13 protein-coding genes are annotated in these 12,828 nt (G+C 57.7%); 9 read left to right on the plus strand and 4 right to left on the minus strand.

The annotated features are described in order from the left end of the window. The first annotated feature begins 121 nt into the window (after positions 1-121). From rimP to hslV, 5 genes are all read left to right on the plus strand, one after another. On the plus strand, positions 122-694 hold the full coding sequence (gene rimP / locus ACZ1G7_RS12415) for a ribosome maturation factor RimP (protein WP_472659705.1): 573 nt from the start codon (positions 122-124) through the stop codon (positions 692-694). 3 nt (positions 695-697) lie between these two features. Beyond that, positions 698-2,317, plus strand: a complete 1,620-nt coding sequence (gene nusA / locus ACZ1G7_RS12420; protein ID WP_472659706.1) for a transcription termination factor NusA — start codon at positions 698-700, stop codon at positions 2,315-2,317. A gap of 24 nt (positions 2,318-2,341) precedes the next feature. Further along, a complete protein-coding gene (locus ACZ1G7_RS12425) occupies positions 2,342-2,977 on the plus strand; it encodes an RNA-binding protein (protein ID WP_472659707.1) in 636 nt (211 codons plus the stop codon). Continuing rightward, positions 2,974-5,463: a translation initiation factor IF-2 gene (gene infB, locus ACZ1G7_RS12430; RefSeq protein WP_472659708.1), complete on the plus strand. Its 2,490-nt coding sequence runs from the start codon at positions 2,974-2,976 to the stop codon at positions 5,461-5,463. Before ACZ1G7_RS12425 ends, infB begins: the two co-directional genes overlap by 4 nt. Before the next feature lie 162 nt (positions 5,464-5,625). Next, positions 5,626-6,183: an ATP-dependent protease subunit HslV gene (gene hslV / locus ACZ1G7_RS12435; protein ID WP_472659709.1), complete on the plus strand. Its 558-nt coding sequence runs from the start codon at positions 5,626-5,628 to the stop codon at positions 6,181-6,183. Here the strand turns inward: hslV and ACZ1G7_RS12440 are convergent. Then, on the minus strand, positions 6,180-6,551 hold the full coding sequence (locus ACZ1G7_RS12440; protein ID WP_472659710.1) for a DM13 domain-containing protein: 372 nt from the start codon (positions 6,549-6,551) through the stop codon (positions 6,180-6,182). The genes hslV and ACZ1G7_RS12440 overlap by 4 nt on opposite strands. Before the next feature lie 176 nt (positions 6,552-6,727). On the opposite strand from ACZ1G7_RS12440, the gene hslU reads away from it, so the two are divergent. From hslU to ACZ1G7_RS12455, 3 genes are all read left to right on the plus strand, one after another. After that, the gene (hslU, locus tag ACZ1G7_RS12445) at positions 6,728-8,035 is read left to right on the plus strand and encodes an ATP-dependent protease ATPase subunit HslU (protein ID WP_472659711.1); all 1,308 of its coding nucleotides are present in this window, start codon (positions 6,728-6,730) and stop codon (positions 8,033-8,035) included. Positions 8,036-8,150: 115 nt separating this feature from the next. Next, positions 8,151-9,371 (plus strand): MFS transporter, encoded by a 1,221-nt coding sequence (locus ACZ1G7_RS12450; RefSeq protein ID WP_472659712.1) that lies wholly within the window; start codon positions 8,151-8,153, stop codon positions 9,369-9,371. A 133-nt stretch (positions 9,372-9,504) separates the two neighbouring features. Further along, complete coding sequence (locus tag ACZ1G7_RS12455; protein WP_472659713.1) at positions 9,505-9,852, plus strand: hypothetical protein; 348 nt, start codon at positions 9,505-9,507, stop codon at positions 9,850-9,852. Between the two features lie 7 nt (positions 9,853-9,859). On the opposite strand, the gene ACZ1G7_RS12460 is transcribed toward ACZ1G7_RS12455, so the two are convergent. The 3 genes from ACZ1G7_RS12460 to ACZ1G7_RS12470 are packed head-to-tail and all read right to left on the minus strand — an operon-like array spanning position 9,860 to position 12,148. Then, positions 9,860-10,429, minus strand: a complete 570-nt coding sequence (locus tag ACZ1G7_RS12460) for a Smr/MutS family protein (RefSeq protein ID WP_472659714.1) — start codon at positions 10,427-10,429, stop codon at positions 9,860-9,862. A 3-nt stretch (positions 10,430-10,432) separates the two neighbouring features. Then, a complete protein-coding gene (gene mltA, locus ACZ1G7_RS12465; protein WP_472659715.1) occupies positions 10,433-11,470 on the minus strand; it encodes a murein transglycosylase A in 1,038 nt (345 codons plus the stop codon). A gap of 9 nt (positions 11,471-11,479) precedes the next feature. After that, positions 11,480-12,148, minus strand: coding sequence for a Tim44/TimA family putative adaptor protein (locus ACZ1G7_RS12470; protein ID WP_472659716.1), 669 nt, complete (start codon positions 12,146-12,148; stop codon positions 11,480-11,482). A 108-nt stretch (positions 12,149-12,256) separates the two neighbouring features. Here ACZ1G7_RS12470 and ACZ1G7_RS12475 point away from each other — a divergent pair, with 108 nt between their 5' ends. Then, positions 12,257-12,760: an FxsA family protein gene (locus ACZ1G7_RS12475; RefSeq protein WP_472659717.1), complete on the plus strand. Its 504-nt coding sequence runs from the start codon at positions 12,257-12,259 to the stop codon at positions 12,758-12,760. Positions 12,761-12,828: the final 68 nt, after the last annotated feature.

Raw genomic sequence — 12,828 nt, forward strand, 5'->3', positions numbered from 1 at the left:
ATCGCTTGCAACAGCGGCGCGCTGGTCTCCACCCCCAGCGCCCACCGGGAAACATCAACGGGCCGCGCGCCCGTTTTTTTGTGCCTCAACTTTTAGTTTCAAAACGTAGCCTAAGGAAACCATGTCCGACCTGATCGCAAAAGCCGCTATCGACCGCCGTCTGGCCGAGATCGCCAAGCCCGTTATCGAAGGGTTGGGGTTTGAGTTGGTGCGCCTACGGTTGATGGGCGGAAAGACCGATATCTTGCAGGTTATGGCGGAAAAGCCCGAAGGCGGGATCGAGGTCGAAGACCTTGCCAGCATCTCAACCGCTTTGTCGGCGGTGATGGACGTGGAAGACCCTATTTCAGGCGAATATAACCTTGAAGTCTCTAGCCCCGGCATCGACCGGCCCCTGACACGGTTGAAGGATTTCGACATGTGGCAAGGTTATGAGGCCAAGATTGAAACAGAAGAGCTGATCGACGGCCGCCGCCGCTTTAAGGGCGAAATTGCCGGTACGGATGGCGACGAGGTTCTTATCAATATTGAAGAAGGCACGGTCGGATTGAAATTCGACTGGCTGACCGACGCAAAACTGGTGCTGACGGATGATTTGATCCGCGACGTGCTTAAAAACCGCAAAGACGCGGGCGAGATTGACGAAACCCAATTCGACGAAGTCCAACAGATCGTCGATGGTGAGGAGGAATAAAGAATGGCAATTACCTCAGCAAACCAGCTGGAACTGCTGCAAACTGCAGAAGCCGTGGCCCGCGAAAAGATGATCGACCCGGAGCTGGTCGTGGAAGCGATGGAAGAATCGCTCGCCCGTGCCGCCAAGTCGCGTTACGGGGCTGAGCTGGACATTCGCGTCTCTATCGATCGCAAGACCGGCAAAGCAACCTTCACCCGGGTGCGCACCGTTGTCGCTGATGACGAGATCGAAAATGACCGTGCTGAGCTGAATGTTGAGGACGCCAAGGACTATCTGGACAACCCGGAAATCGGTGACACGATTGTGGACGAGGTACCCCCTGTTGAAATGGGCCGCATCGCCGCACAATCCGCTAAGCAGGTTATTTTGCAGAAGGTCCGCGAAGCTGAGCGCGACCGCCAATACGAAGAATTCAAAGACAAGGCTGGCACAATCATCAACGGTCAGGTCAAACGCGAGGAATACGGCAATGTTATCGTTGATATCGGCCGTGGCGAGGCGATCCTGCGCCGGAATGAGAAGATTGGTCGCGAGGCGTACCGCCCAAATGACCGGATCCGTGTCTACATCAAGGATGTGCGTCGCGAACAGCGCGGCCCGCAGATTTTCCTGAGCCGGACCGACCCGCAATTCATGGCGGAGCTGTTCAAGATGGAAGTTCCTGAGATCTATGACGGCATCATCGACATCAAAGCAGTGGCACGCGACCCCGGTTCACGCGCAAAGATTGCCGTGATTTCATACGACAACTCTATCGATCCAGTTGGCGCCTGTGTTGGTATGCGCGGCTCCCGCGTTCAGGCAGTCGTGAATGAGCTGCAGGGCGAAAAAATCGACATCATTCCTTGGAACGAAGACACGCCGACCTTCTTGGTGAACGCGCTTCAACCCGCCGAGGTGTCCAAAGTTGTTCTGGACGAAGAAGCTGAGCGTATCGAAGTCGTTGTCCCCGAAGAGCAACTGTCGCTGGCCATTGGCCGTCGCGGTCAAAACGTGCGTCTGGCATCGCAGCTGACGGGCCTTGATATCGACATCATGACCGAGGAAGAAGAAAGCGCGCGCCGTCAGGCCGAGTTCGAGGAGCGTACAAAGCTGTTCGTCTCCACCCTCGACCTCGACGAGTTTTTTGCACAACTGCTTGTTTCCGAAGGCTTTACCTCCCTTGAGGAAGTTGCCTATGTCGAGGTCGACGAACTTTTGGTAATCGATGGCGTCGATGATGACACTGCGTCTGAGCTGCAGGCGCGTGCCCGCGACTATCTGGAAGCGCAGAACAAGAAGGCGCTAGATCATGCTCGTGAATTGGGTGTTGAGGACAGCCTTATTGCATTCGAAGGCCTGACACCCCAAATGGTGGAAGCGCTCGCCGAGGATGATGTCAAAACGCTGGAAGACTTTGCGACTTGCGCCGATTGGGAGCTTGCCGGTGGTTGGACCACAGTTGGCGAAGAGCGCGTAAAAGATGACGGCGTATTGGAGAAATTTGACATGTCTCTGGAGGAGGCGCAGAATCTTATCATGACGGCGCGTATCCAGCTTGGTTGGGTTGATCCTGCCGATCTCGTCTCGGAAGAAGAAGGCGAAGAGACTGAAGCCGCTGAAGAAGGGACCGAGGCCTGATTTCAGGCCTCGAGAGTGCCGGCTATGAGCCGCGGCGGTCGAGAAAAGAACCAGGACGGGCCAGAGCGGCGCTGCATCGCAACCGGTGAGGTAGGCGATCCTGCTCGGATGATCCGTTTCGTTGTGGGACCTGAAAATCAGGTCGTCCCCGATGTCATGGGCAAGTTACCTGGTCGTGGCATGTGGGTCAGTGCAACCAAAGACGCGCTCGCGACGGCGATAAAGAAAAAGGCGTTTTCGCGTTCTGCCAAGATGCAGGTCGTGGTCCCTGATGATCTTTTTGATCAGACGGAAGCCCTATTGGCGCGCCGCTTGATCGATTTGATCTCTCTGGCGCGCAAAGCGGGCCAAGCGGTGACTGGATATGAGAAAGTAAAAGGCCTGCTGGAGACGGAACGCGCCCGTCTTTTGGTTCAGGCCTCTGACGGGTCAGAGCGGGGCAAATCGCGCCTGCGCTCGCCAGAGGGAAAAGACGTATTTATCGGCAGTTTGACCGCCCAGGAATTGGGTTTGGCATTCGGCCGCGAAAGTGTGATACATGGCGCCTTAACGGCGGGTGGACTCAGCAAGCAAGTCAAAGCTGAGGGCATTCGTTTGAAGGGCGTCCGCGGAATGACGAGCGGCAAAAAGGCCCTCAAGCAAGGAAAAGACGACGCATGAGCGATAGTGACGGCAAAAAACCTCTGGGCCTAAAAGGCGCCCGCCCCGGCAATGTGAAGCAAAGCTTTAGCCATGGGCGCACCAAGAATGTGGTGGTGGAAACCAAGCGCAAGCGCGTTGTGGTACCGAAACCCGGTGCCGCAAATGCGCCTGCGCCAAATGCATCGCCACGTGGTTCCGACCCGTCGAAACGCCCGGCTGGCATTTCGGACGCGGAGATGGAGCGCCGAATGAAGGCGTTGCAAGCCGCCAAAGAACAAGAGGCGGCAGACGTCGCCCGCCGTGCAGAAGAAGAGAAGAAGCGCGAAGCAGACCGCGAACGTCGCCGCGCCGAGGCCGAAGCCAAAGAGCGTGAAGACAAAGAACGCGAAAGCGCGTTGCGCGCCCGGGCTGAAGAAGAAGAAGCCAAGAAACGCGAAGCCGAAGCTGCCAAAGCACGCCCAGCTGCAGCAGCAGCGGCTCCTGCGGATGCAGCCGCGCCCGCTGCTGCGCCATCTGGCCCGCGTGGTGGTGGCAAAGCTGCTCCGACGCCAGTGCGCCGCGAGCGCGAAGACGACCGCAACAAAGGCAAAGGCCGCCAGGATGACGGTCGCCGTTCCGGTAAGTTGACCGTGAACCAAGCGCTTCGCGGCGGCGAAGGCCGTCACAAGTCCATGGCCGCGATGAAGCGCAAACAAGAACGCGCTCGCCAAAAGGCAATGGGCGGAAATATCGAACGCGAAAAGGTGATCCGCAATGTGAACCTGCCTGAGGCGATTGTCGTCTCTGAGCTTGCAAACCGTATGTCCGAGCGTGTCGCTGACGTCGTCAAGGCGCTCATGACAAACGGCATGATGGTGACCCAAACCCAGACGATTGACGCCGATACGGCTGAACTGATCATCGAAGAATTTGGCCACAACGTCGTGCGCGTTTCAGACTCCGACGTGGAAGACGTGATCGAAGCGACCGAGGATAAGGACGAAGACCTTTCCCCACGTCCACCTGTCATCACCGTCATGGGCCATGTCGACCACGGCAAAACCTCTGTGTTGGATGCGATCCGCAATGCCCGCGTTGTTGCTGGCGAAGCAGGCGGTATCACACAGCATATTGGCGCCTATCAGGTTGAGCAGGGTGGCCAAAAGCTGACCTTCCTCGACACGCCCGGTCACGCGGCGTTCACGTCGATGCGGGCACGTGGCGCGCAGGTCACTGACATTGTCGTGTTGGTCGTCGCTGCCGATGACGCCGTTATGCCGCAAACGATAGAGGCGATTGCCCACGCGAAAGCTGCCGAAGTGCCGATGATCGTTGCAATCAACAAGATCGATTTGCCCGCAGCAAACCCCGACAAAGTGCGCACCGATTTGCTGCAGCACGAAGTCATCGTCGAGAAAATGTCCGGCGAAGTGCAAGACGTCGAGGTTTCTGCGATCTCAGGTCAGGGCCTGGATGGGCTTCTCGAATCCATCGCCTTGCAGGCCGAAATTCTTGAGCTAAAGGCCAACCCAGATCGCGCCGCCACTGGCGCCGTTATCGAGGCACAGCTCGACGTAGGCCGCGGCCCGGTCGCCACCGTCCTGGTGCAAACAGGAACGCTCAAGCAAGGCGACATCTTCGTTGTTGGTGAGCAATGGGGTCGCGTTCGTGCCATGGAAAATGACCAAGGCAAGCGCGTCAAAGAAGCCGGACCATCGGTACCTGTCGAGGTTCTTGGCCTGAACGGCACACCTGAGGCCGGTGACGTGCTGAACGTGGTTGAGACCGAAGCACAAGCGCGCGAAATCGCAGAATATCGCGAGAAAGCCGCCAAGGACAAACGTGCCGCCGCCGGTGCTGCCACAACGCTCGAACAGCTGATGGCAAACGCAAAAGCAGACGAAGACGTCTCCGAAATGCCGATTGTGGTGAAGGCTGACGTACAAGGCTCCGCCGAGGCTATCGTGCAAGCGATGGAAAAAATCGGCAATGATGAGGTCCGCGTCCGCGTGCTGCACTCAGGTGTGGGCGCGATCACAGAAAGCGACATCGGCCTGGCCGAAGCCTCCGGCGCACCCGTCTTTGGCTTCAACGTCCGGGCCAATGCACCCGCACGTAACACCGCCAACCAAAAAGGCGTCGAAATCCGATACTATTCGGTGATCTACGACCTGGTGGACGATGTGAAGCAAGCCGCATCTGGCCTGCTTTCTGCCGAAATCAAAGAGACGTTCATTGGTTACGCATCGATCAAAGAGGTCTTCAAAGTCACCGGCGTCGGTAAAGTTGCAGGCTGTTTGGTCACCGAAGGCGTCGCACGCCGCTCAGCCGGGGTACGCTTGCTGCGAGACAACGTGGTGATCCATGAAGGCACACTGAAAACGCTCAAGCGCTTCAAAGACGAGGTGCCCGAGGTGATCTCCGGTCAGGAATGCGGCATGGCATTTGAAAATTACGATGATATCCGATCCGATGATGTGATCGAGATTTTCACCCGAGAAGAAGTCGAACGCACCCTCACCTAGAACACAGAAAACCCCGCCCACACCCGGCGGGGTTTTTTCATCTCCATTTGATTCTCAAATACTCAAATAAATTTTGGTGTGCGCCGAATGCGTGCCATTCGTTCACTTTGCGCTTCGCGCCATGGCCCCCTATATGAAACCAACAGGTGAAGGAGCACGTCAATGGCACAAGAAGAATTCCCCGGCTGGCATGGCACAACGATCATTGGCGTACGCAAGGGCGGCAAGGTGGTTGTCGCGGGCGACGGTCAAGTTAGCCTAGGTCAAACTGTCATCAAAGGCACAGCGCGCAAGGTGCGCAGGCTTTCTCCAGGCGGCAATGATGTGGTCGCCGGATTTGCTGGTTCCACCGCTGATGCGTTCACGCTTCTTGAACGCCTCGAAGCCAAACTTGAAACAACACCAGGCCAGCTTGCCCGCGCGGCGGTAGAGCTCGCCAAAGACTGGCGCACAGATAAATACCTGAAAAACCTCGAAGCGATGCTCATCGTCACAGACGGCAAAGACCTCTTTGTCATCACCGGGGCGGGCGATGTGCTTGAGCCAGAACATGATGTTGCAGCCATTGGCTCAGGCGGAAACTACGCTTTGGCAGCAGCCCGCGCCCTTATGGGCACGGACAAGGATGCAGAAACTGTCGCGCGTGAAGCCATGGCCATTGCTGCAGACATATGCGTCTACACCAATGGAAACCTCACAGTAGAGGCGATTGGCGATTAAATGCTGGCGACACCCAACGGCACGTTGAACTTCTCGCACCAGATCCAAACCTCGTTGTAGTCATCCGGGTTGATGCCTGCCGGGATCTTGTAGGTGGATTTGCCAGAGTTCGACGTCAACGGACCCATCAACGTCTTTGCATCATAGCCATCTTTACCAAAGGCCACTTTCGGGTCAGGCGCGCCGTCGAAGAAGAAATCATCCAGCAGTACGACTTCATCTTTCAGCACTTCGACCGTGCCGCTTGTGACGTGGTTGCTTGCGCCTTTGAATGTACCCAAACGCCCATGCCCACCGGCAAAAGCAGGGGCGGCAGCAAGGGCGGACAGGGCGGCGAAACCCTGCAAAACGGTGCGACGTGTCGTCATGTCAGATCTCCTAGATATCATTCTGATTTGGTAGCGATATTGATCCAATACAAGCGCCACGCATAGCCCTTCACACGCAAACGTCATCTTCCGTGCGCGGACCGGTGATCAGGGCCTTGAGTTTCCCGACCCATCGCATAAGTCTACGGGACGCTCGACAAACAAAGGTAGACAACGTGACAGACCTCACCCCGCGCGAAATCGTCTCGGAACTTGACCGGTTCATCATCGGCCAGAAAGACGCCAAACGCGCTGTCGCTGTCGCGCTCCGCAACAGGTGGCGGCGCAAGCAGTTGGGCGATGATTTGCGCGACGAGGTGTATCCCAAGAACATCCTGATGATCGGACCCACCGGCGTCGGCAAGACCGAAATTTCGCGACGTCTGGCCAGGCTGGCACGTGCTCCGTTTTTGAAAGTCGAAGCGACGAAATTTACCGAGGTTGGCTATGTGGGGCGCGACGTGGAACAAATCATCCGCGATCTGGTTGACGCGGCAATTGTGATGACGCGCGAACATATGCGTGAGGACGTGAAAGCTTCCGCTCATGAAGCAGCTGAAACGCGCGTGATTGAAGCACTCGCCGGTGAAGGCGCCCGTGAACAAACACGGGAGATGTTCCGCAAGAAACTGCGCGACGGAATGCTGGACGACAAAGAGATCGAGTTGGAAATCGCCGACACCTCCAACCCGTTTGGCGGGATGGAGATCCCAGGTCAGCCCGGGATGGGCGGCGGCGGGATGATGAACCTGGGCGATTTATTCGGGAAGATGGGCGGGCGCACCAAGAAGGTGAAAACCACCGTCAAATCCAGCTATGAGCTGTTGATCGCAGATGAGGCGGACAAGCTGTTGGATGATGACAGTATCAAACTTACAGCGATTGAAGCGGTGGAGCAGAACGGGATCGTGTTTCTGGATGAGATCGACAAAGTCTGTGCCCGGGCGGATGCGCGGGGGGCCGATGTATCGCGTGAGGGAGTGCAGCGGGACTTGTTGCCGTTGATTGAGGGGACGACTGTTTCGACGAAGCATGGCCCGGTGAAGACCGATCATGTGCTGTTCATCGCGTCGGGGGCATTTCATGTGGCCAAGCCGTCTGATCTGCTGCCGGAACTTCAGGGGCGGCTGCCGATCCGGGTGGAGCTGCGGGCGCTGACGGAGGATGACTTCGTGCGGATCCTGACGGAGACAGACAATGCGCTGACCTTGCAATATACGGCGCTGATGAAGACGGAGGAGGTGACTGTTTCTTTCGTTCCTGACGGGATCAAAGCACTGGCGAAGATCGCGGCGGATGTGAATGAGGCGGTCGAGAATATCGGGGCCCGGAGGCTCTATACGGTGCTGGAGCGAGTCTTTGAGGAGCTGAGCTTTTCGGCGCCTGATCGGGCAGGGGAAGAGATCACGGTTGATGCTGAATTTGTGGAGCAACATCTGGGTGAACTTTCCCGTTCCACCGATGTCAGCCGCTACGTTTTATAGAGCCCCGCATGCGGGGAATCTTGTAATCCTCTGAAACAAAACGACTTCTCAAATTTTTTAAGACCTTATTAACCCGCCCTATCGGGGGGCGCGCGCCTGCGCTATAGCGGTCGATATGGGCACGCTCCACTTCATCCGTGACAACCTGAAATTCCTGTCGGCGGGGTTCCTGCTGACCTTTGCCTCATGCTTTGGGCAAACATTCTTCATTTCGATCTTCGCGGGCGAGATCATGGCGGAGTTTGAACTGAGCCATGGCGGCTGGGGCGGGATCTATATGATCGGCACGTTGGCCTCAGCGATCCTGATGGTCTGGGCGGGGGCGCTGACGGATGTGTTCCGCGTGCGCCGCCTTGGCGCTTTGGTGCTGGGCGCGCTGGTGGCCGCGTGCCTGTTCATGGCGATAAACCCAGTCATATGGCTTTTGCCGGTTGTGATTTTCCTGCTGCGATTTCTAGGCCAAGGCATGGCGTCACATTTGGCGTCCGTGGCCATGGCGCGCTGGTATGTGGCGGCGCGGGGACGCGCGCTTGCCCTTGCATCTTTCGGATTTCTGCTGGGGGAGGCATTGCTGCCCATCATCGTGGTTGCGGCCTTAACCGTGATCGGCTGGCGCACATCCTGGGTGATCTCGGCTTGCGTCGTCGCAGTGATTTTGCCCGTGCTTTTGTACCTTTTGACGGCAGAGCGCACGCCGCAGGCCGTTGCAGAAGAAAACCAATCGGTCGGACTTGGCGGCAAACACTGGACCCGACCCGAGGTGGTCAAACATTGGCTGTTCTGGATGCTTGTGCCGGTCATCGCCGGGCCGTCGGCCTTTGGCACAGCATTCTTCTTTCATCAGGTGCATCTGGCCGAGATCAAAGGTTGGTCGCATTTGCAAATGGTGGCGCTGTTTCCTGTCTACACGGTCACGGCGACACTGATTTCACTGGTCACCGGATTTGCGATCGACCGGTTTGGCGCGGGGCGGATTCTGCCCTTTGTGCTGATCCCGGCAGCTATTGGGTTTTTCATTTTCTCAGTCAGCGGCGGGCTGACTGGGGCTGCGATTGGGGTGATCTTATTTGGTGTCTCAAGCGGGATGAACGCGACGCTGCCTTCGGCGTTTTGGGCGGAATATTTTGGGACACGGCATCTGGGCGCAATCAAAGCGCTTGCGACTGCCTTGATGGTTTTGGGGTCAGCCATCGGGCCGGGATTGACCGGTTGGGTGATTGATTTGGGCGTAGATTATGCCGCGCAGATGGTGTGGGTGGCGGCGTTCTATGTGATTGCCGCCGGGATGGCCTTTGTTGGGATTTCGCGGGCTGAGAAGGGTCTAACTAAGGGGTAAATTCAGCCCCTTTGTTCAGTGTCGCGACAACCTGAAGATGTTGCCATAATCTGGCCTCGGTGACTTTGCAGCAAAAATACTGTATGCATTGCGTATTCAACAATGAATTTTTCATTAATTGGGGGGAAGTTAAATGGCACTAAAAACGTTCAGCGCTTTGTTTATCATAAGCATCATTGCCGGGTGCAGTTTGGTCACGCCGGGTTTTCGTTGGGACACATTTACCTCAACGGGACAAGTCTTTGTGTACGAAGGAAAGCGCTATGATGTCTACGAGGGTACGGCCACCGCGACAGTTGAAGATAAGGATGTTGAGAAAAAAGGCTTGGTCCTATTCCCGGAAGGCACCAGCAAAAATGCGCGCCGAACAGACAATATATCGGCTGTATGCTGGGATCTAACGAAAGGTTGCGAAAAAGAGTTTGGCAGACAACTTCGGGATGCGAATGCGCCGGTTCGTGACGAAGGTATGGGTTACTAGAACCGCCTTACCGCAACCTTCGCAAATAGACAAAGAGCGCGCCGGAACCGCCTTGGTTTTGGCTGGCCTCGGTGACTTGCAGCACGACTTGGAACAACGGGGCCTGGCGTAGCCATTGCGGCACGGCGTGTTTTAACACCCCGGTACGCACAGGGATCGGGCCACCGTCGTCGCGCATTTTTCCTTTGCCGGTGACAACCAATACCAAGCGTTTGCCAGCGGCGTGGGCGTTCAGAATGGTTGAAACAAGGGCTGGATGCGCCTCGTCCTGGGTCATACCGTGCAGGTCAATTTTGGCGTCAGGGCTGATCTTGCCGCGCTTCATCTTGGTGTAGGTTTTGCGGTCCATCGCCACGGGCGCTGTGGGCGGCGGCAGGGCCGTTTGTGCGGGCTTTGCCTTCTCACCAATCTTGAAAGGCTGCATTTTGAGCGGCGCTTTGGCAGGCGGCGCGGGCTTGGGTTTGGGTCGGTCGACAAACAGGGTTTGCGGGGTTTTGATCGGCTCAGCCGTTTCTGTCACACGGGCCCATAGGTCCTGTTCATCGGGTCTGAGACCACGGGGTTTGCGGCGTGACATGCATCAACCCTCCGGCGCGAGGGCGTAGGCGATCTGGATCGGCATCAGCACGACAAGGCGACCGGGGTCTTTGATTGTTCCGGCGCGACGGCCAGCCTTGGAACCGGTACCGTAGTAAATATCGGCACGCTGCGCGCCTTTTATGGCGGACCCCGTGTCCTGCGCGATCATCAGGCGGTTCAACGGCTCCTTGCCGCGCTTTTCGATCCAGACCGGCGCGCCAAGTTTTGTGAAAGCGGGGTCGACCGCGATAGAGCGCATTGGCGTGATCGAGCGGTTCATCGCGCCGAGCGGGCCTTTATGGGCCGGGACCTCCGACACTTCGCGGAAGAAAACGTAGGACGGGTTGTGCTGCAAAAGCGCGCGGCCATCGACGGGGTTGTTGCGAACCCAGCGCTTGATGACCTGCGCGGAGACCTGATGCGGCTGGTAGACGCCCCGGCGGACGAGTTCCTGCCCGATGGATTTGTAGTTGCGCCCGTTTTTGCCCGCGTAGCCAACACGAAGGGCACCGCCTTCTTGCAGGGCGACGCGGCCCGACCCCTGAACTTGCAGGAAGAACACATCGACCGGATCGTTGACGTAGACGATTTCGAGGCCCCGGTTTTTCAACAGGCCCTGCGTTTCGATTTCTTCGCGGGTGAACCAGCTGGTGCCGGGCGTGATCTCAGGCGGCATTTTGTAAAGCGGGTGCTGGTACGGGCCAGTGCGGCGACGGGAGCCTTGAAGCTCAGGCTCGTAATACCCGGTGAACAGCGCGGTGTCGTTGGGGTTGATGGCGACCGGGCGGAAGAACAGCTCGAAATAGGTGCGGGCGTCGGGCTGACTGGTGGCCAGCGCGCAGAGCGAGGCCCATTCCGGGTCATCCATATCGGGGCAGGTGTCGAGGAACACATCGAGCGCGGCCTGATGATCGTCATCGGCCCAGCCCTTGAGCTGGTCGAAGGTCAGGATTTCGTAGTCCGGCTTGGTCTCCGGCGTCGCGGCGGCAGGATCAGCGGACATAAAAGCCCCCAATGCCAAGGCCGCGAGCCAGCGCATACAATGGCCCTATTCGCCCGTGGCGACGAGCTGCCAGTTGGGGTTGTCGGAACCCATGACCCGCTCGAACGTCCAGATGTCTTTCTGGCGTTTGACCTCGTTCAGGTCGCCATCGACGATGTCGCCAGCGGCGTCGCGCACCACGGAGGTCAGCTCCCCCACGAAGCGCAGCTTCAGCTCGGCGAGCTTGCTGTCATCATCGAATTCGGCGTCCAGCAGCGTTGTTTCGCGCACGCCCACGAAGGTGGCGTCGACGGTGAGGCCCTGCTCGGCGCGTTGGTCGATGACCTCCTGAAAGGTTTCAAAGACGTCCTTGGACAGGAACGGCGCGATTTCGTCGATATCGCCGCTTTCAAACGCCATGAGGATCATTTCATAGGCCTGCTTGGCGCCGCCCATGAAGTCGCTGACGCCGAAAGAGGGCTCGACGCCCTTCATCTTGGCCAGCGCGTCGGCGGCGGAGCTGTCTTCGGGCACGTTGTCGGTGATGTCGCGGTCGGGGCCGCCTTCGATCACCTCAAACCCGCGGCGGGCCTCAGCGGCTGCGTCATTTTGACCGGGCATGGGAAGCGGCGGCTTTTCAAAGCCTTCGCGGGACCCCAGCACGTTTTTGAGACGCAGGATAAGAAAGACCGCGATGCCGGCCAGCACTAATAGTTGGATCATTTCGCTGCTCATTAGGGTCCTCTGTGGGGGCGCGGAATGGAAAATCGTTGGTTCCGTCCTTATGTAGGTGCAAGGGGGCCCCGAGTCCACCTAAGCGAAACAAAACCTGAGGTCTGGCCTATGTGGCTTTTTCTGCTTTTTGTCACGATCCCGATTGTGGAGATCGCGCTGTTCATCCAGGTCGGCGGCTGGCTGGGGCTTTGGCCGACGTTGGGGATCGTCATACTGACCGCGATTTTGGGCACCGTGCTGGTGCGCGCGCAGGGTTTGCAGGCCATGGGGCAGATCAAAACCAACCTCAACGAGCTGCGCGACCCGACGGAAGCTTTGGCGCATGGCGCGATGATCCTGGCCTCTGGACTGCTGCTTTTGACCCCGGGGTTTTTCACCGATGCTGTCGGCTTTTCGTTGCTGATCCCGCCGGTGCGGCTGGCAATTTTTCATTGGGTGCGCAAACGGGTGAAAGTGCAGAGCTTTGTGGACACCGGACAGCATCCGGGCCATCAGCCGCGACCAAACCCTAGCAGAAACACTGGCGGCGACATTATTGACGGCGAATTTACCGATCTGGAAGACCCAACGCATAAGCCATCCGGGCCGCCCTCTGGCTGGACACGGCACTAGTCTCAGGACGCCAGTTGAGACCCGAGCAGCTTCCTGTTAGAGGGATCAAAACGAATTTACACGCTTCA

Source organism: Litoreibacter sp. JB4-2 (assembly GCF_055693445.1).

Excerpts from the sequence above, each read along its gene's own strand:
- rimP (WP_472659705.1), top strand. The coding sequence starts at position 122 with ATGTCCGACCTGATCGCAAAAGCCGCTATCGACCGCCGTCTGGCCGAG.
- nusA (WP_472659706.1), top strand. The coding sequence starts at position 698 with ATGGCAATTACCTCAGCAAACCAGCTGGAACTGCTGCAAACTGCAGAA.
- ACZ1G7_RS12425 (WP_472659707.1), top strand. The coding sequence starts at position 2,342 with ATGAGCCGCGGCGGTCGAGAAAAGAACCAGGACGGGCCAGAGCGGCGC.
- infB (WP_472659708.1), top strand. The coding sequence starts at position 2,974 with ATGAGCGATAGTGACGGCAAAAAACCTCTGGGCCTAAAAGGCGCCCGC.
- hslV (WP_472659709.1), top strand. The coding sequence starts at position 5,626 with ATGGCACAAGAAGAATTCCCCGGCTGGCATGGCACAACGATCATTGGC.
- ACZ1G7_RS12440 (WP_472659710.1), bottom strand. The coding sequence starts at position 6,551 with ATGACGACACGTCGCACCGTTTTGCAGGGTTTCGCCGCCCTGTCCGCC.
- ACZ1G7_RS12450 (WP_472659712.1), top strand. The coding sequence starts at position 8,151 with ATGGGCACGCTCCACTTCATCCGTGACAACCTGAAATTCCTGTCGGCG.
- ACZ1G7_RS12455 (WP_472659713.1), top strand. The coding sequence starts at position 9,505 with ATGGCACTAAAAACGTTCAGCGCTTTGTTTATCATAAGCATCATTGCC.
- ACZ1G7_RS12460 (WP_472659714.1), bottom strand. The coding sequence starts at position 10,429 with ATGTCACGCCGCAAACCCCGTGGTCTCAGACCCGATGAACAGGACCTA.
- mltA (WP_472659715.1), bottom strand. The coding sequence starts at position 11,470 with ATGCGCTGGCTCGCGGCCTTGGCATTGGGGGCTTTTATGTCCGCTGAT.
- ACZ1G7_RS12470 (WP_472659716.1), bottom strand. The coding sequence starts at position 12,148 with ATGAGCAGCGAAATGATCCAACTATTAGTGCTGGCCGGCATCGCGGTC.
- ACZ1G7_RS12475 (WP_472659717.1), top strand. The coding sequence starts at position 12,257 with ATGTGGCTTTTTCTGCTTTTTGTCACGATCCCGATTGTGGAGATCGCG.